The organism is Faecalibacterium sp. PGM34, assembly GCF_054456555.1.
In genome coordinates, this window is sequence record NZ_CM136898.1 from 1,654,820 (window position 1) to 1,671,047 (window position 16,228).

Sequence of the window (16,228 nt, forward strand, 5' to 3'; positions counted from 1 at the left end):
GAAAGGAACTGCGGCAATGAAGATCAAGGTTTCAGTCCCTGCCACCAGCGCCAACGTGGGCTCCGGCTTCGATGCGCTGGGTCTGGCGGTTACCCTGTACAACACGGTCACCTTTGAGGACAGCGAGGTACTGGAGATCTCGGCATCGGACGGCACCCGCATCCCCCGGGGCGAGTCGAATCTCGTGTACCGCTCCGCCAAGGGTCTGTTTGAAAAAGTAGGCAAGCAGATCCCGCCCCTCAAGATCACCCAGACGAACCCCATCCCTATGGCACGGGGTCTGGGCTCCTCTTCGGCCTGCATCATCGCGGGTCTGCTGGGCGCAAACCGGATGCTGGGCGATGTGCTCAACACGCAGGAGCTGCTCACGCTGGCAACTGCCATCGAGGGACACCCCGATAACGTGGCTCCGGCACTGCTGGGCGGCCTGACCAGCAGCGTGTTCGAGGACGGCAAGGTGTATTCGGTCAAGCGGAACGTGGACGAAAGTCTCTGCTTTGCCGCCATCGTGCCGGACTACAAGCTGCTGACCGAGGCAGCCCGCGCAGCCCTGCCCAAAGAGGTATCCCATAAGGATGCGGTGTATAACCTGTCCCGTGCGGCGCTGGTGCCCGCAGCCTTCTGCGAGGGTCGGCACGACCTGCTGGCCATTGCCACCGAGGATAAGCTGCACCAGCAGTACCGGATGCCCCTGATGCCCGGCTCCCGCGAGGTGTTCGATATGGCGCGGCTGTGCGGCGCAAAGGCCGTGTATGTGTCCGGCGCAGGCAGCACGGTCATGGCAGTGGCAGAAAAGGCCGAGGCCGAAAAGTTCTATTCCAAGCTGGAAAAAGGTCTGGAACTGCTGGAAGGTCTGGACGGATGTGAAGCATTTACACTGTTGCAGCTGGATGCCGATAACACCGGCGCGACTGTGGAATGATAAACGGGTAAGGGAAGTGCAAGAACGCTTCCGCCCGGCAAGCCCCCGCAGACGCGGGGCGTAAAGAGGAGAGTGACAAGATATGGCGTTGATCGTACAGAAATTCGGCGGTTCTTCCGTAAAGGACCGTGACCGTATCTTCAACGTTGCGCGGATCGTGGCCAACACCCACAACGCGGGCAATGACGTAGTGGTGGTGGTCTCCGCACAGGGCGACACAACCGATGACCTGATCGCCAAGGCAGGGGAAATCACCCATAACCCCTCGGCGCGTGAGATGGATATGCTGCTGGCCTCCGGCGAGCAGATCAGCATCGCACTGCTGGCCATGGCGCTGAACGAGCTGGGCTGCCATGCCATCAGCCTGACCGGCTGGCAGGCGGGCTTCCGCACCGACCGTGCCTACACCAAGGCGCGCATCACCCGGCTGGAGACCGAGCGGATCTCCTCCGAGCTGGAGCGCAACCGCGTGGTGGTGGTGGCAGGCTTCCAGGGCTTGAACAAGCTGGACGATATCACCACGCTGGGACGCGGCGGCTCCGATACCAGTGCTGTGGCCATTGCCGCTGCCCTGCACGCTGACCGCTGCCAGATCTACACGGATGTGGAGGGCGTTTATACCGCCGACCCGCGCAAGGTGCGCAACACCCGCAAGCTGGAAGAGATCACCTTTGACGAGATGCTGGAGCTGGCATCTCTGGGCGCACAGGTGCTGAACAACCGCAGTGTGGAGCTGGCCAAAAAGTACAATGTGGAGCTGGAGGTGCTCTCCAGCCTGAACCCCATCCCGGGTACGGTGGTTAAGGAGGTTACAAAGGACATGGAAGGTATGCTGATCAAGGGTGTTGCCAAGGACACCGATGTTGCTGTTATCACGATTTTCAACGTTCCCGATGAGCCGGGCATGAGCTTTAAGATCTTCGGCCTGCTGGCACAGAAGAACATCAATGTGGACATCATCCTGCAGTCCACCGGCCGCGACGGCAAGAAGGACATCAGCTTTACCTGCGCCGAGGGCGAAGCCGAGGTGGCCATGCGTGCGCTGAAGGACAGCGCACACTTCAGCAATGTCAGCGTGGACACCACCTGCGCCAAGGTCTCCATCGTGGGTGCCGGTATGCAGAGCCACAGCGGCGTTGCTTCCAAGATGTTCGAGGCACTGTCCAACAACAATATCAACATCAAGATGATCTCCACCAGCGAGATCAAGATCTCCTGCATCATCGACCGTGCAGACGCCGACAAGGCTGTCGGTGCCATCCACGATATGCTGTTTGACTGATCTGCGTAAAATTTTTGCTTATGGCCTGTCTGCTCCCTGCCGGGGGCGGGCGGGTCATAATTTTTTTACACACGGCGGCGTTTACACAAATTGCAAAGGGGTGTATAATATAGTTTGAATCTGTGCGGCGCACCGGCGCTGCAACAACGCCGAAAAGGAGCCCCGCCGCATGAGTGAACCCACCCGTACCACCAGAGCGCCTGCCGATAAGCGCCTGACCTATCAACAATGGAAGCGCCGCAAAATGCTGCGGCTGGCCCGCAACTGGGTGCTGTTTCTGGCCGGCTGCGCTGCGGTGGTGGCGCTGCTGACCGGCGGCATCCTGTGGCTGCTGCCCAAGGTGCACGGTCTGCTGGCCGGGCCTAAAGTGTTTGCAGCCAGTGTGTACGACGGCACAGACTATGTATTCAACGCCGCAGATGCCCGGCTTACGCTGGTGAATGCCAACCTGCCCTATACCGCCGAGCCCGCCCCGCTGCTGGACACCGCCGATGAAACCACCGGTCAGCAGTTGGAGGCCGAAGCCGCCATGCAGTATCGCAGTATGGCAGCCGCCGCGCAGGCAGATGGGGTCAGCCTGACCCTTGTGACGGGTTATCAGGACGCCGACACCCGGCAGGCCGCCTACGAGGCCCGGGTGCAGACCTACCGCGATAAGCGCAAGAGCGAGGAGGACGCCGCCCGTCTGGCGGCTACCATCCAGCCCGCCGCCAATGCCAACGAGCACGGCACCGGCTACGCGGCGGATATCCTCAGCGCGGACGACCCGCAGCAGGATACCGGTTTTGCCGAGACCCGCGCCTACGAGTGGCTTACGGCCTACGCAGCGGAATACGGCTTTATCCTGCGCTACCCGCAGGACCGGCAGGCCGCCACCGGCATCGTGTTCGAGCCGTGGCACTGGCGCTATGTAGGGGTGGAAAACGCCCTTGCCATCCGTGCCAGCGGTCTGAGTTTGGAAGAGTTCATCGCCCTGCAGCGAGCAGACTGAATCAAATGCTCTGTGCTGCGGCACAGAGAGAAGGGAATAACCATTGGAACGTACTCTCATTGCACCGGGCGTGCATCTTTCCTGCGACCCGGCTTCTAAATTCAACCGCTGCCGCATCAGCATCCACTTTGCTTTTCCGGCTCAGCGTAAAACGGCCACTGCCCACGCGCTTTTGCCGCTGGTGATGGAGCGCGGCTATGCGGACTGCCCGGATATGACACGGCTGACCAAAAAGCTGGCAAAGCTCTACGGCGCGGACCTGACTGTGGACGCCCGCCCCATGGGCTGCAACCACAACCTCTGCGTCAGCGTGACCGGCATCAAGGATGCCTTTGCGCTGGAGGGCGAGGCACTGACCGCCGAGTATACCAAAATCGCGCTGGGTGCGGCCTTCCATCCCTATCTTGTGGACGGCTGCTTCGACCCGCAGGCGGTCAGCATTGAAAAGCAGATGCTGAAAAAGGGTCTTGAGGACGAAATCAACGATAAACGCATCTACTGCCTGCATCAGGCCAACCGGGAGTTCTTTGGTGACAGCCCGGCGGGTGTGCGGCAGGAGGGCTATCTGGAAGAGGTGGACGGCCTTACCCCGGCTATGCTGACCGATGTCTACCGGCAGATGCTGCGCACCGCCAACATCGAGCTGCTGGTGCTGGGCTGCGATGCCGCCCAGACCGCTGCCATCCGGGACGCTTTGCTGGCAGAGCTTGCCTGCATCGACCGCGCCCCGCTGCCGCTGGTGGAAAACATGGCCATGCCCGCCATTGCACCGGTGCACAAGACCGAAACCTACGATATGGTGCAGGCAAAACTGTGTATGCTGTTCACGCTGGGACAGCCTATGCGGCCGCAGCAGCTGGCTGCCGTGCGCCTTGCCATGGCGCTGTACGGCGGCAGCGTGACCAGCCGCCTGTTCCTCAATGTGCGGGAGCGGGACCATCTGTGCTACTACTGCTCCTCCTCATTCCAGAGCTTTACCGGCAGCATGGCGGTGAACAGCGGTGTGGAGCACGCTGATGCCGCCCGCGCAGAGCAGGCAATTTTGAAGGAACTTGCCGACCTGTGCACCGGCCCCATTACCGACGAGGAATTCGAGGACTGCCGCCGGGGCTTGCTCAGCGGCATGAACGGGGTAGAGGACAGCCTTGGCGGCATTGAAAGCTGGTACTACATCGAAGTGCTGCGCGCCGGTGCCAACAGCGCTGCGCCCATCCAGAGCCCGGAGCAGGCACGGAATGCCCTGCGTGCCGTGACCAAAGACGAGGTGCGGGATATCCTGCGCCGCCTGACCCTTTCGGTCAGCTATCTGCTTACAAAGGAGGATACTGCCCATGCCGCAGAATAACCAGACCCTGCTGGAAAAGACCGTGGCCGACCAGTGGCAGACCCTGCCCTCCGGCCTGACGGTGCTGGTGCGCCCCATGCCGGGCTATTCCAGCACCCATGTGATCTATGCCACCAAGTTCGGCTCCATCGACCGGGATTTCTGCCTGAACGGGCAAACGGTGCATCTGCCGGCGGGTGTGGCGCATTTTCTGGAGCACAAGATGTTCGAGGACGAGGACGGCGACGCCTTTGCCAAGTACGCAAAGACGGGCGCCAACGCCAACGCCTTTACCAGCTTTGACCGCACCTGCTACCTGTTCACGGCCACCCAGCAGCTGGACGAAAGTCTGGATGTGCTGCTGGGCATGGTGGGTCACCCCTATTTTACCGAGCAGACCATCGCCAAGGAACAGGGCATCATCGGGCAGGAAATCAAAATGTACGATGACAGCCCGGACTGGCGGCTCATCACCGGCCTGTTCGAGTGCCTGTACCACAGCCACCCCATCCGCAGCGATATCGCGGGCACGGTAGAAAGTATTGCCGAGATCACGCCCGCCATGCTGTACAACAGCTGCAAGGCCTTTTATGCCCCGGGCAATATGGTGCTGGCTGCTGCCGGCAACACCACCATGGAGCAGATCCTTGCCGCCTGTGAACGGCACGGCCTGATGGAGCCTCGCCCAGCACAGAGGGTGCAGCGGCTGTGGACCCCGGAGCCTATGACCCTTGCCGCTACGGAAAAAACGCTGACCATGCCGGTTTCCAAGCCCTGCTTCGGCGTGGGCTTTAAGGAAGAGCCGCTGCCTGCGGGCGATCTGCGCACCGAGGCACTGTACGACCTTGTGCTCAGCTGCATCGTGGGCGGGATGTCGCCCCTGTACCGCCGCCTGTATGACGAAGGCCTTGTGAACCCCGGCTTTGGCGGCGAGGTGCTGCGGGTGGACGGCTGCTGCTGCATCCTGTTCACCGGCGAGAGCGATGTGCCGGACACCGTGCGCCAGCTGCTGCTGGACGAGATCGCCCGGGTGCGCGCCGCCGGTGTGGACAGGGAAGTGTTTACCCTGTGCAAGAACGAAAAATACGGTCAGCTGATCGAAAATCTGGAAAACGTGGAGGACTCGGCCAGCCAGATGGCAGACTTTGCCCTCAGCGGCCAGACGGTGGCGCAGCAGATCTCCATGCTGGCAGGGCTGACCGCAGAGGATGCGGACGCTGCTTTGCAGCACATCCTGTGCACTGACCGCATGGCTACCATGTACATCCTGCCGGATGGCACGGCGCAGGCGGCAGAAGAGGACGAGGAGGAAGAAGAATGACAAATCTGGTACAGTTCCCGGGTTTGGGACTGAGTTTTCACCTGAACCGCGTGGCCTTTACCATCGGCGGGGTCAGCATCTACTGGTACGGCGTGTGCATCGCGGTGGGTCTGTGTCTGGCACTGGTCTTTGCCTTCCGGCACAGTCTGGAATTTGGCGTAGACCCGGACAGCATGGTGGACGTCATCCTCATCGGCGTGGTGCTGGGCATTATCAGCGCCCGCGCCTACTATGTGGCCATGGCACCTTTCAAATACGAGAGCATCTGGGAGATGATCGCCATCCGCGATGGCGGCCTTGCCATCTATGGCGGCATCATCGGCGGCTTTTTGTTCGGTGGTCTGGCCTGCAAGTGGCGGGGCGTGCCAGTACTGCCCATGTTCGACCTGACTGCCATGGGCTTTCTCCTCGGGCAGGGCTGCGGCCGCTGGGGCAACTTCTTCAATCAGGAGGCCTTTGGCTGCAACACCACCCTGCCGTGGGGTATGTACAGCGAGGCCACCCGTGCTTACCTGATGGGCAGCACGGTCACGGTACCCAAGGGCGTGGTCATCGACCCCAACCTGCCGGTGCATCCCACCTTTTTGTACGAGAGCATCTGGTGCTTTGTGGGCTTCTTCCTGCTGTTCCGCTACATTAAAAAGCGCAAGTTCAACGGCGACATCACCCTGCGGTATCTGGTGTGGTACGGTGCGGGCCGTTTCTGGATCGAGGGTCTGCGCACCGACAGCCTGATGCTGGTACCCTCCATCGGGTTGCGGGCTTCCCAGCTGGTGGCAGGCATCGCTGTGGTGGTGGGCATTGCGGCAGAGGTGTACTTTACCCGGAAATTCAAGGGCAAGCCCCTGTTTGTGCCGCTGGCGCTGAACGCAGAGAACAAGGCAGCCAAAAAGAAGCTGGATGGCCCCATCTCCTTTGCGGGTAAGGACACCCAGCTGCTGGCCTCCAGCCCGCGCAAGCTGTTTTTGGAAAAGACCGAGGCCTATAATGCACAGGTGAAAGCCGCCATAGAGCAGGCCGGGCAGAAAAAAGCGTAAAAATCTGCGCAAAAGGGGAAATTTCCTCTTGCAATCCGGTTTGCTTTTTGCTATAATATTCTAGCCGCATGGTGTGGGCGCCTGAAATGGCCCGCTGTAAGGGTCTGCCTTTACGACCAGCGAGTACAACGAAAAGGAATGAACAAAATGTACGCAATCATTGTTACCGGCGGTAAGCAGTACCGCGTGGAGCAGGGCGACATCGTCTACATCGAAAAGCTGGACGTTGAGGCCGACTCCGAAGTGAAGTTTGATCAGGTTCTCGCTATTGGCGAGGAGGGTTCTGTGAAGGTTGGCGCTCCTGTTGTTGAGGGTGCTACCGTTTCTGCCAAGGTCATCAAGAATGGCAAGGGCAAGAAGCTGAACATCATCACCTATCGCGCAAAGAAGCACAGTGCTCGCCGTATGGGCCATCGTCAGCCCTACACCAAGGTTGAGATCACTGCGATCAACGGCTAAGGAGGTAAATTACAATGGCACATAAAAAGGGCGTAGGCAGCACCAAGAACGGCCGCGATTCCGCAGCACAGCGTCTGGGCACCAAGCGTGCAGACGGTCAGTTCGTTCTGGCCGGCAATATCCTGGTTCGTCAGCGTGGCACCCACATCATGCCGGGTGAGAACGTTGGCAAGGGCAGCGATGACACCCTGTTTGCTCTGGTAGACGGCACCGTCCGCTTCGAGCGCGTGGGCAAGAACGGCAAGAAGTGCAGCGTTAAGCAGTAACTTCTTTCTGAATAACTGCAATCGTAGAGCCGGACCCTCGTGGCCCGGCTCTTTTTGATGAAATAAGGCTATGCGTTCGGGTAGCGCCGTCTCGGATGAGGGCGCTGAAACGCAAAGGCCTATAAAGCTAAGGAGGGGCTGTATGGCAGCACAGACTAACTTTATCGACATCGCCACGATATGGCTCCATGCGGGCAAGGGCGGCGATGGTGCGGTGAGCTTCCACCGCGAAAAATTTGTGGCCGCGGGCGGCCCGGACGGCGGTGACGGCGGACGGGGCGGCGACATCATCTTTGTGGCGGACGACCACCTGTCCACCCTGATGGATTTCCGCTATAAGCGCAAGTATGTGGCCCCGGAAGGCGGCAAGGGCGGCGCAAGCCTGTGCCACGGCAAAAACGCCGAGGATCTGGTCATCAAGGTGCCGCTGGGCACCGTGATCAAGGACGCAGAGAGCGGCCTTGTTATCGCAGACCTGTCCGACCATACCCCGGTCACCATTGCAAAGGGTGGCCGCGGCGGCTACGGCAACGCACACTTTGCCACCCCCACCCGCCAGATCCCCAAGTTTGCAAAGCCCGGTATGCCCGGCGAGGATCTGCAGGTGACCTTGGAACTGAAGCTGATCGCAGACGTGGGTCTGATCGGCTTCCCCAACGTGGGCAAATCTACCCTCATTTCCACCATCAGCGCCGCCAAGCCCAAGATCGCCAACTACCACTTTACCACCCTTGTGCCCACGCTGGGCGTTGTGTCGGTGGGCGAGGGCGCAAGCTTTGTCTGCGCCGACATCCCCGGCCTGATCGAGGGTGCCAGCGAGGGCATTGGTCTGGGCCACGATTTCCTGCGCCATGTGGAGCGCTGCCGCCTGCTGCTGCACGTTGTTGACGTTTCCGGCAGCGAGTGCCGCGACCCCATCGAGGACTTTGAGAAGATCAACGAGGAGCTGGCAAAGTTCAGCCCCGTGCTGGCCGAGCGCCCGCAGATCGTGGTGGGCAACAAGTGCGACCTTGCCACCGAGGAGCAGATCGAGACCTTCCGCCAGTATGTGGAGGGCAAGGGTCTGACCTTCGTGGCCATCTCTGCCGCCACCATGCAGGGCGTCAAGCAGCTGCCGGGGCTCGTGTACAACCGCCTCAAGGATATCCCGCAGGTGCCGGTGTTCACCCCCGAGTACAAAAAGCCGGAGCCCAAGAAGAACGGCCGCGACTTCACCATCCAGCGCATGGAAGCCCATGTGTGGAGCGTGGATGCCCCGTGGCTGGAGTATATTCTGGCCGGCAGCAACGTGGACGACTACGAGAGCCTGCAGTTCTTCCAGCGCCAGCTGGGCGAGAGCGGCATTCTGGACGCGCTGGTGCAGAAGGGCGTGGAAGAGAACGATACCATCCTCATCGGCGAGTATCAGTTCGACTATATCTTCTAAGGATAAAGCATCATGAACGAATCAGAAAAGATCGATCCGCGGGAGCTCAGCCCGCTGGCGCTGGCCTTTGTAGGGGACAGCGTGCTGGAGCTGCTGGTGCGTCAGCGTCTGGTGGAGCACCACCGCCTTTCAGCCGGAAAGCTGAACGCTGAAAAGGTCAAGTATGTCTCTGCCAAGGCGCAGTTCCGGGAACAGCAGCTGCTGGAGCCGCTGTTCACCGAGGATGAGCTGGCCGTGTTCAAGCGCGGCCGCAACGCCAGCAAGGCCAGCGTTGCCAAGCACGCCTCCCCGGAGGAATACCGTGCTTCCACCGGCTTCGAGTGCCTGCTGGGCTGGCTGTACCTGAACGGACAGCTGGAGCGCGTGCACCAGCTGTTTGAGGTGCTGTGGCAGCAGTTTGACCCTGACCAGAAATAAGAATGCGAAAGCCCGCTGCTTTCCGCACTGGAAACCAGTGGTGGAGGGCAGCGGGCTTTGCTTGTCGGCATCTGTGGTCCGTCAGATGCTGCTTACGCCATCAGCGGCTGTTTTTGGCGTTGGTGGAACGGCTGTTGGTGGAGTTCTTGGCGCTCTCGTCATCGGCACCCTTGGTGTACTGGTTGGGGTGCTTGTGCTCGTTGGTGGCGCTGTTGGTGGTCTTGCTGCTGGTGCGGTTGGAGGTCTGGTTCTTGCAATTGGTATTGCGGTTCTCACTGCGGTTTTCCATGGTGTGAATGCTCCTTTCGGTCGTTGCTGTGGGGGCGGGGCCGCCCTCACAGTCCATAGTGTGGCCGCAGTCGGCGGCTTTATACATCCCATGGGAGGAAAAGAATATGCCTACGGAATATTTTGAGCAGCGGGAGCGTGCCCTGCTGGGGCAGCGGTACGAGCAGCTGTATGCCGCCCCGCAGCAGACGGCAGAGCGCGGCGTTACCGTGTCGGCGCTGCGCACCACGCCGGAGCAGTTTGCGCAGAGAGCGGATTTTCAGCTGGAACCTTCGCCCTTCTGCAAAGCGGCTTTTGTGGTGCATCAGCCGGATTTTAAGCCCGGGCGGCATCCGTACCACCATGCGGGTGTGTTCTACTCGCAGGAGCCCTCGGCCTCTTCGGCAGCGCCGCTGCTGGGGGCACAGCCGGGGATGCGGGTGCTGGACCTGTGCGCCGCGCCCGGCGGCAAAAGCAGTCAGCTGGCGGCGGCACTGCAGGGACGCGGTGTGCTGGTGAGCAACGAGTATGTGGCTGCGCGCGCCGAAATTTTAAAAAGCAACCTTGAGCGCATGGGCGTTTCCAACGCCGTAGTGCTCAACGAGACCCCCGCCCGCATTGCCGAGGCACTGCCGGAGTTTTTCGACCGGGTGCTGGTGGACGCGCCCTGCTCCGGCGAGGGGATGTTCCGCAAGGAGCCGGTAGCGCTGCAGCAGCACTGCGAAGCACTGGTAAAGCAGTGTGCAGAGCTGGGCGCACAGATTCTGGACTGCGCCGCGGCGGCACTGGCACCCGGCGGGCAGCTGGTGTACTCCACCTGTACCTTTGCGCCGGAGGAGGACGAAGGGCAGGTAGCGGCCTTTTTGCAGCGCCACCCGGAGTTTGCCCTGGCCGATGTGCTGAGCAACGTGGATTACACCTTTGGCAGCGCAGGCGAGGAGAACCGCACCGGCGGTCTGCCGCTGGACGTGAGCAAGGTGCGCCGCATCTGGCCCTGTCAGGGCGGCGAGGGGCATTTTATGGCCCGGCTGGTCAAGGCCGGCACGCCCCGCACCCTGCCGCCGGAGGGGGAATACACCCCGGAGGAGCAGCTCTGGCTTGCCGCCGCTGCCGAGGCGGGCAAAAAGGGCAAAGGCAAGGCAAAGCCCGCCAAGGCCACAGATGCCCGCAGCGCCCGCCGCGCAGACAGCCGCGCCTGCCGGGATGCCGTGCAGGGCACGAGCCGCCGCACCCGGGACACCGGGGCAGGGGAGGCCACCCCGGCGCAGAGCCTTGCCGCATGGCAGGAGTTTGCCCGGCAGTATTTCCCTGCGTTGGCGCAGCGCCCGGCTGTGGTGCACGGCGGCGGTGTGCTGCTGCCGGTGGCCTTTCCGCAGACGGGGCTCCATGTGCTGCGGGCAGGGGTGTTCGTAGGCAGTGTGCAGAAGGGACGCTTTGTGCCGGAGCATCATCTGTTTACGGCCTTTGGCAGCCTGTGCACGAACTGCGAGCAGCTGACCCTTGCCGACTGCCGCTGCACCGAGTACCTTTCCGGCCGCGAGGTGGAAGCCCGCACGGCAGCGGACGGCTGGTGCTGCGTGACCGTGGACGGCTGGCCGCTGGGCGGCGGCAAGGTGTCCGGCGGGCGGGTGAAAAACCATTACCCTAAGGCGCTGCGGCTGCTGTAAACCGCATATTTACACGCATCCGGGCGAAAATCGGGCTTTTCAGGCTTGAACGCGCCGGTGGATTGTGCTAAAATAATAGAGTTAGATTTTGTGTGCTGCCACAAGCGGGCGACCACAGCCCGTCTGCCCGCAGGCGGAGATACCGATAAATTTAGGAGGCTCTTTCCCATGTCTGGACATAGCAAATGGAACAACATTAAGCGCAAGAAGGAAAAGACTGACGGCGCCCGCGCCAAGGTCTTTACCAAGATCGGCCGCGAGATCAGCGTTGCCGTCCGTGACGGCGGCCCCAACCCGGCTTCCAACAGCAAGCTGGCAGACCTGATCGCCAAGGCAAAGCGCATGAGCGTGCCCAACGATAACATCCAGCGTATCATCAAGAAGGCCGAAGGCGGCGACAAGACCGAGTTCGAGGCTATCACCTACGAGGGCTACGGCCCCGGCGGTGTGGCAGTCATGGTGGAGACCCTGACCGACAACCGCAACCGTACCGCTGCTGACCTGCGCCACTACTTTGATAAGAACGGCGGCAATCTGGGCGCTATGGGCTGTGTGGCTTTCCTGTTCAACCAGAAGGGTGTCATCGACATCTCTCTGGAGGATAAGGACGCCGACGAGGCCATGATGGATGCTCTGGATGCCGGTGCCGAGGACTTTGATGCCAGCGAGGATGCAGCCGAGGTCACCACCGACCCGGAGAACTACTCCGCTGTGGTCAAGGCTCTGGAAGAGAAGGGCTACGAGATCCTGTCCGACGATCTGGCCATGGTGCCCATGACCACCACCCGCCTGACCGACCCCGATCAGCTGAAGCTGATGGGCAAGCTGCTGGATTCTCTGGAGGATAACGATGACGTCCAGAACGTCTGGCACTCTCTCGAGAACGAAGAGGACCTGCCGGAATAAGCTTCCGCAAGGCTCTTTGCTCCTGAAATAAGACGATAAAAAGCCGCTTTTTGTGCTGGTTGGCACGAAAGGCGGCTTTTGTCTGCTATTCTTGCATGGCGTGTGGATAAGGGTTCCTTCTGGCATCAGAAAAATCGTACTCTGCACGCATATCCTCATCGGAGAATGGATCTTCCGAAGGAGTGACAGTGGCTCTATCGTTCATAGTGCGTCCACAGACTGAGGATCTTAACAGTCTGCTCTTTTTCATAGACCTGATAAACAAGGCGGTGCTGGACGTTGATGCGGCGGCTGTATGCACCGTTCAGATCACCCACCAGCTTTTCGTACGGGGGAGGGGTTTGGAACGGATCAACACGGATGATTTCAATGAGTGCCTTTGCCTTTTCGTCCAGATGAGCAGACTTCAGTTTTGGTACGTCCTTTGCAGCGGTTTTGGTATAAAGGATTTTGTACATTTACCACTCCACCGCCGTTTCGTCTACGCAGTCTGCGAGGGGAGTGGCGATTCCATCCATGATCTTTTCGCGCATACCCGGTGCAGAGACCAGATACAGCGTTTCCATGATGCCGCTGTAATCTTCTTCAGACAGCAGCACGGCATTGCCGTCCTTGGTGGTGATGTTGACGGGCTGGTTGTATTTAATGGTCTGCTCTACATAGTCAAAGGCATTTTTACGGAAATTCGTGATATTTGTAGTGGTCATCGTAGAATCACTCCTTTCATGTACAGTATAGCGTACGCTTGTAAGAATGTCAATATGCGTTCGGCAATCGAAACATGACACACGGTCACCCCTGTGCCAGCGCCTTACCTTTTGCGTAGTAGCGCTGCATTTCTTCCCCGGGAACCATGTTTCCGCCGGTGGCCCAGACAAGATGGGTGGCGTTTGCCAGCGCACCGGCGGGCAGGGAGGTTTCGGTGTAAGCGCCAAGCAGCTGCCCGGGCTGGGTGAGCACCGGGCCGTACATTCCCGCCAGAGCGCTGGGTTCAAGGTACAGAGCCTCGGCGTCAGCCAGCTGTGCCAGAAGGGTATACATCCGCTCGTCCTGCAAGGTGTAGTAGCCGCTCATAAAGGGACGCATCAGCCCGCCCACAAAGCCGGAGGCGCGCCCCACGGCAAGACCATCGGCGGCGGTGCGGTTGTCGATGCCAAAATCCTGCACGCAGACGCTGCTGTTTTCGCCGGTAGCCATGCCCAGCAGCATACAGGGGGAGTGGGTGGGCTCGGCAAAAAAGCAATGTGCGGCATCGCCGAACAGCATCTTCAGGCCAAAGGCCACGCCGCCGGGGCCGCCGCCCACGCCGCAGGGCAGATAGGCGAAGAGGGGGTGCTCCGCATCCACGGTGACGCCCTGCGCGTCCAGCTGCTTTTTCAGCCGCAGCGCAGCCACGGCATAGCCCAGAAAGAGAGTCTTGGAGTTTTCGTCATCCACAAAATGGCAGTAGGGGTCGCCCGCCGCCAGCTTGCGCCCCTCGGTCACGGCGATGCTGTAATCAGAGGCGTACTCTACCACCTTGACGCCCCGGCTGCGGAGCAGGTCTTTTTTCCACTGCCGCGCGTCAGCGGACATGTGCACAGTGACCTGAAAGCCCAGCTTCGCGCTCATGATACCGATGGACAGCCCCAGATTGCCGGTAGAGCCTACCGCGATGGAATACTGCGAGAACAGCTTGCGGAAGCGCTCTTCAGCCAGAACAGCGTAGTTGTCGGTCAGGTGCAGCATCCCGCTGTGCAGGGCAATGTCCTCGGCGGTTTTCAGCACTTCGTAAATGCCGCCCCGGGCTTTGATGGAGCCGGAGATGGGCAGGTGGCTGTCCAGCTTGATCCATACCTGCCCGGCGATGCGGGTGCCGCTGCGCTCTTCCAACACTTGCTGCATCCGGGGGATAGGCTGAACAGGAGATTCGATGATTCCGCCGGTCGCAGCGGTCTCGGGAAAGACGGCGGCAAGGTAGGGCGCAAACCGCTCCAGCCGTGCGGCGGCGTCCTCGATATCGGCAAGGGTCAGCGGGCAGGCAGCCGCAGCCTGTGCAAAAGGCAGCTTGTCCGGGTTTACCCATGCAGTTTCCTTCAGGGCGCAGAGGTCGGAGACCACGGGGTATGCCGCGATCCAATCGGCAACGGAACGCCCGGCAATGCACTTGGCAGGTGAAACCATAGCGGATCCTCCCTTATATATAGGACCAGATGATGCGCCCCGGCGGTTTTCGCAGAGCGCTTCGTGTCTTGAATATAAAGGTTTTTACAGGAATTGTCAACTGGCCGCGCTTTGCGCCGGGCGGGTCAGAGCGCCACGATCTCAGTGGTCACCAGCTGCTGCTCTGCACCGTAGTTCAGCTTCATGGCGTAGTCGGTCAGGGCGCAGAATTCCTCAGCCTCCTTCCGGGTGACAAAATAGTTCTCGGTAAGTACCTCGGAACTGCCGCGGGCGTGGAAGATGGTCCTTACCACAAAGTTGCTTTCGTTCATAGTGTGCCTCTCTTTTTCCGGTTGATGGGGAGGGGCTGCCGTCCCTCGGTGTAATTGCAGTATAACAGGGTAAATGTCCCACAGAACGGACTTTTAACGGAAGCAGGACATATTTTTGCGCAAACCGGTCAAAAAGCCGCACCAGCCGAAGGAACAGGAAAAGCTTGGAAAGGGAGCAGCACACTGCCCAAAAACCTTGTTAAAAAACTGGCATTTTGCCGTTTTTGTGTAAAGTATACAAGAATAAACACAAAAAATTGGCATTGCGCGTATTGCTATTTTGTAACTGATATATTAGAATATAAGCAAGAAGAGCGTGCAGGCGTACTGCGCGTGTCACATGATAAAAAACGACAGGAGGAACTTCTCTATGCCTATGAAAATGGGTTGGCGCTGGTATGGCGAGGGCAACGACCCCGTCACCCTGAGCGACATCAAGCAGATCCCCGGCGTGACCAGCATCGTCTGGGCACTGCACAACAAGATGCCCGGCGAGATCTGGGAAATCGACGAGATCCAGAAGGTTGCAGACCAGATCCACGCCTACGGCTTTGATATGGATGTTGTTGAGTCCGTCAACGTGCACGACGATATCAAGATCGGTCTGCCCACCCGCGACCAGTATATCGAGAACTACAAGCAGTGCATCCGCAACCTGTCCAAGTTCGGCGTCAAGGTCATCTGCTACAACTTCATGCCCATCTTCGACTGGACCCGCACCGACCTGTTCCACCCGGTAGGCGACGGCTCCACCGCACTGTTCTACGAGAAGGATAAGATCAAGGGCGATTACAAGGCCATGGCTGAGTATATCATGTCCTTTACCGAGAAGTACAACATGACCTTCCCCGGCTGGGAGCCGGAGCGTATGGCAAAGCTGGATGAGCTGTTCAAGGCCTACGCCCCTGTCACCAAGGAGAAGCTGTGGGAGAACCTGAAGTACTTCCTCGAGGCTCTGATGCCCACCTGCCACGAGTGCGATATTAAGATGGCCATCCACATGGATGATCCCCCTTGGGATATCTTCGGCCTGCCCCGTCTGCTGGTGGACGAGCCCAGCATCGACCGCTTCCTGAAGATGGTGGACGATCCGTACAACTGCCTGACCCTGTGCACCGGCAGCCTGAACGCAAACCCCAACAACAACTGTGCCGAGATCATCCGCAAGCACTGCGACCGCATCGCCTTCGGCCACGTCCGCAACATCCACCACTTCCCCAACGGCGACTTCTCTGAGGCTGCGCACCGCGACTGCTGCGGCGAGACCGGCATCATTGAGGTGATGCGCGCTTACCATGACTGCGGCTTTGAGGGCTACATCCGCCCCGACCACGGCCGTCAGCTGTGGGAGGAAGGCCCCGGCGTCTGCCGCCCCGGCTATGGCAAGTATGACCGTGCTCTGGGCATCCAGTATATGCTGGGTATCTGGGATCTGCTGGACCGTCTGGATGAAGAAAAGAAGGGCTGAT

General features: G+C 60.0%; 18 protein-coding genes. 13 read left to right on the forward strand and 5 right to left on the reverse strand.

Annotated features, from left to right (window positions below):
- Nucleotides 1-16 precede the first annotated feature (16 nt).
- The 10 genes from thrB to ACXPUX_RS07800 all read left to right on the forward strand — a co-directional run bounded on the left by thrB (nucleotide 17) and on the right by ACXPUX_RS07800 (nucleotide 9,445).
- Nucleotides 17-922, forward strand: coding sequence for a homoserine kinase (thrB, locus tag ACXPUX_RS07755; protein ID WP_005923334.1), 906 nt, complete (start codon nucleotides 17-19; stop codon nucleotides 920-922).
- Between the two features lie 82 nt (nucleotides 923-1,004).
- Nucleotides 1,005-2,204 (forward strand): aspartate kinase, encoded by a 1,200-nt coding sequence (locus ACXPUX_RS07760; protein ID WP_458827802.1) that lies wholly within the window; start codon nucleotides 1,005-1,007, stop codon nucleotides 2,202-2,204.
- Between the two features lie 169 nt (nucleotides 2,205-2,373).
- Nucleotides 2,374-3,195, forward strand: coding sequence for a M15 family metallopeptidase (locus ACXPUX_RS07765; protein ID WP_458827803.1), 822 nt, complete (start codon nucleotides 2,374-2,376; stop codon nucleotides 3,193-3,195).
- Nucleotides 3,196-3,238: 43 nt separating this feature from the next.
- Nucleotides 3,239-4,540, forward strand: a complete 1,302-nt coding sequence (locus ACXPUX_RS07770) for a M16 family metallopeptidase (RefSeq protein ID WP_458827804.1) — start codon at nucleotides 3,239-3,241, stop codon at nucleotides 4,538-4,540.
- Nucleotides 4,527-5,840 carry an EF-P 5-aminopentanol modification-associated protein YfmH gene (gene yfmH, locus ACXPUX_RS07775; RefSeq protein ID WP_458827805.1) on the forward strand — a complete coding sequence of 438 codons (1,314 nt, stop codon included), beginning with the start codon at nucleotides 4,527-4,529 and terminating at the stop codon, nucleotides 5,838-5,840. Before ACXPUX_RS07770 ends, yfmH begins: the two co-directional genes overlap by 14 nt.
- Entirely contained in the window at nucleotides 5,837-6,877 is a 1,041-nt protein-coding gene (gene lgt / locus ACXPUX_RS07780; RefSeq protein WP_458827806.1) for a prolipoprotein diacylglyceryl transferase, read from the forward strand. Before yfmH ends, lgt begins: the two co-directional genes overlap by 4 nt.
- Before the next feature lie 147 nt (nucleotides 6,878-7,024).
- Complete coding sequence (gene rplU, locus ACXPUX_RS07785; protein ID WP_015537858.1) at nucleotides 7,025-7,336, forward strand: 50S ribosomal protein L21; 312 nt, start codon at nucleotides 7,025-7,027, stop codon at nucleotides 7,334-7,336.
- A 14-nt stretch (nucleotides 7,337-7,350) separates the two neighbouring features.
- A complete protein-coding gene (gene rpmA / locus ACXPUX_RS07790; protein WP_097800350.1) occupies nucleotides 7,351-7,602 on the forward strand; it encodes a 50S ribosomal protein L27 in 252 nt (83 codons plus the stop codon).
- 142 nt (nucleotides 7,603-7,744) lie between these two features.
- Nucleotides 7,745-9,028, forward strand: coding sequence for a GTPase ObgE (obgE, locus tag ACXPUX_RS07795; RefSeq protein WP_458827807.1), 1,284 nt, complete (start codon nucleotides 7,745-7,747; stop codon nucleotides 9,026-9,028).
- Nucleotides 9,029-9,040: 12 nt separating this feature from the next.
- Nucleotides 9,041-9,445 carry a Mini-ribonuclease 3 gene (locus ACXPUX_RS07800; protein ID WP_112121190.1) on the forward strand — a complete coding sequence of 135 codons (405 nt, stop codon included), beginning with the start codon at nucleotides 9,041-9,043 and terminating at the stop codon, nucleotides 9,443-9,445.
- 100 nt (nucleotides 9,446-9,545) lie between these two features.
- On the opposite strand, the gene ACXPUX_RS07805 is transcribed toward ACXPUX_RS07800, so the two are convergent.
- Nucleotides 9,546-9,734 (reverse strand): hypothetical protein, encoded by a 189-nt coding sequence (locus tag ACXPUX_RS07805; protein WP_458827808.1) that lies wholly within the window; start codon nucleotides 9,732-9,734, stop codon nucleotides 9,546-9,548.
- Between the two features lie 106 nt (nucleotides 9,735-9,840).
- On the opposite strand from ACXPUX_RS07805, the gene ACXPUX_RS07810 reads away from it, so the two are divergent.
- Nucleotides 9,841-11,379, forward strand: coding sequence for an RsmB/NOP family class I SAM-dependent RNA methyltransferase (locus ACXPUX_RS07810; RefSeq protein WP_458827809.1), 1,539 nt, complete (start codon nucleotides 9,841-9,843; stop codon nucleotides 11,377-11,379).
- A gap of 168 nt (nucleotides 11,380-11,547) precedes the next feature.
- Complete coding sequence (locus ACXPUX_RS07815) at nucleotides 11,548-12,285, forward strand: YebC/PmpR family DNA-binding transcriptional regulator (RefSeq protein WP_097779637.1); 738 nt, start codon at nucleotides 11,548-11,550, stop codon at nucleotides 12,283-12,285.
- A gap of 194 nt (nucleotides 12,286-12,479) precedes the next feature.
- Here the strand turns inward: ACXPUX_RS07815 and ACXPUX_RS07820 are convergent, their stop codons facing one another.
- From ACXPUX_RS07820 to ACXPUX_RS07835, 4 genes are all read right to left on the reverse strand, one after another.
- Complete coding sequence (locus ACXPUX_RS07820) at nucleotides 12,480-12,743, reverse strand: Txe/YoeB family addiction module toxin (protein ID WP_458827810.1); 264 nt, start codon at nucleotides 12,741-12,743, stop codon at nucleotides 12,480-12,482.
- Entirely contained in the window at nucleotides 12,744-12,992 is a 249-nt protein-coding gene (locus tag ACXPUX_RS07825; RefSeq protein ID WP_249240260.1) for a type II toxin-antitoxin system Phd/YefM family antitoxin, read from the reverse strand.
- An 85-nt stretch (nucleotides 12,993-13,077) separates the two neighbouring features.
- Nucleotides 13,078-14,448 (reverse strand): D-serine ammonia-lyase, encoded by a 1,371-nt coding sequence (locus ACXPUX_RS07830; protein ID WP_458827811.1) that lies wholly within the window; start codon nucleotides 14,446-14,448, stop codon nucleotides 13,078-13,080.
- Between the two features lie 125 nt (nucleotides 14,449-14,573).
- A complete protein-coding gene (locus tag ACXPUX_RS07835) occupies nucleotides 14,574-14,759 on the reverse strand; it encodes a hypothetical protein (RefSeq protein ID WP_458827812.1) in 186 nt (61 codons plus the stop codon).
- Between the two features lie 370 nt (nucleotides 14,760-15,129).
- Here ACXPUX_RS07835 and uxuA point away from each other — a divergent pair, with 370 nt between their 5' ends.
- A complete protein-coding gene (gene uxuA, locus ACXPUX_RS07840; RefSeq protein ID WP_015537860.1) occupies nucleotides 15,130-16,227 on the forward strand; it encodes a mannonate dehydratase in 1,098 nt (365 codons plus the stop codon).
- The last annotated feature ends 1 nt before the right edge of the window (nucleotide 16,228 follow it).

What these genes read in the sequence shown, in the direction of transcription:
- thrB (WP_005923334.1), top strand. Translation starts at nt 17, where the DNA reads ATGAAGATCAAGGTTTCAGTCCCTGCCACCAGCGCCAACGTGGGCTCC.
- ACXPUX_RS07760 (WP_458827802.1), top strand. Translation starts at nt 1,005, where the DNA reads ATGGCGTTGATCGTACAGAAATTCGGCGGTTCTTCCGTAAAGGACCGT.
- ACXPUX_RS07765 (WP_458827803.1), top strand. Translation starts at nt 2,374, where the DNA reads ATGAGTGAACCCACCCGTACCACCAGAGCGCCTGCCGATAAGCGCCTG.
- yfmH (WP_458827805.1), top strand. Translation starts at nt 4,527, where the DNA reads ATGCCGCAGAATAACCAGACCCTGCTGGAAAAGACCGTGGCCGACCAG.
- lgt (WP_458827806.1), top strand. Translation starts at nt 5,837, where the DNA reads ATGACAAATCTGGTACAGTTCCCGGGTTTGGGACTGAGTTTTCACCTG.
- rplU (WP_015537858.1), top strand. Translation starts at nt 7,025, where the DNA reads ATGTACGCAATCATTGTTACCGGCGGTAAGCAGTACCGCGTGGAGCAG.
- rpmA (WP_097800350.1), top strand. Translation starts at nt 7,351, where the DNA reads ATGGCACATAAAAAGGGCGTAGGCAGCACCAAGAACGGCCGCGATTCC.
- obgE (WP_458827807.1), top strand. Translation starts at nt 7,745, where the DNA reads ATGGCAGCACAGACTAACTTTATCGACATCGCCACGATATGGCTCCAT.
- ACXPUX_RS07800 (WP_112121190.1), top strand. Translation starts at nt 9,041, where the DNA reads ATGAACGAATCAGAAAAGATCGATCCGCGGGAGCTCAGCCCGCTGGCG.
- ACXPUX_RS07805 (WP_458827808.1), bottom strand. Translation starts at nt 9,734, where the DNA reads ATGGAAAACCGCAGTGAGAACCGCAATACCAATTGCAAGAACCAGACC.
- ACXPUX_RS07810 (WP_458827809.1), top strand. Translation starts at nt 9,841, where the DNA reads ATGCCTACGGAATATTTTGAGCAGCGGGAGCGTGCCCTGCTGGGGCAG.
- ACXPUX_RS07815 (WP_097779637.1), top strand. Translation starts at nt 11,548, where the DNA reads ATGTCTGGACATAGCAAATGGAACAACATTAAGCGCAAGAAGGAAAAG.
- ACXPUX_RS07820 (WP_458827810.1), bottom strand. Translation starts at nt 12,743, where the DNA reads ATGTACAAAATCCTTTATACCAAAACCGCTGCAAAGGACGTACCAAAA.
- ACXPUX_RS07825 (WP_249240260.1), bottom strand. Translation starts at nt 12,992, where the DNA reads ATGACCACTACAAATATCACGAATTTCCGTAAAAATGCCTTTGACTAT.
- ACXPUX_RS07830 (WP_458827811.1), bottom strand. Translation starts at nt 14,448, where the DNA reads ATGGTTTCACCTGCCAAGTGCATTGCCGGGCGTTCCGTTGCCGATTGG.
- ACXPUX_RS07835 (WP_458827812.1), bottom strand. Translation starts at nt 14,759, where the DNA reads ATGAACGAAAGCAACTTTGTGGTAAGGACCATCTTCCACGCCCGCGGC.
- uxuA (WP_015537860.1), top strand. Translation starts at nt 15,130, where the DNA reads ATGCCTATGAAAATGGGTTGGCGCTGGTATGGCGAGGGCAACGACCCC.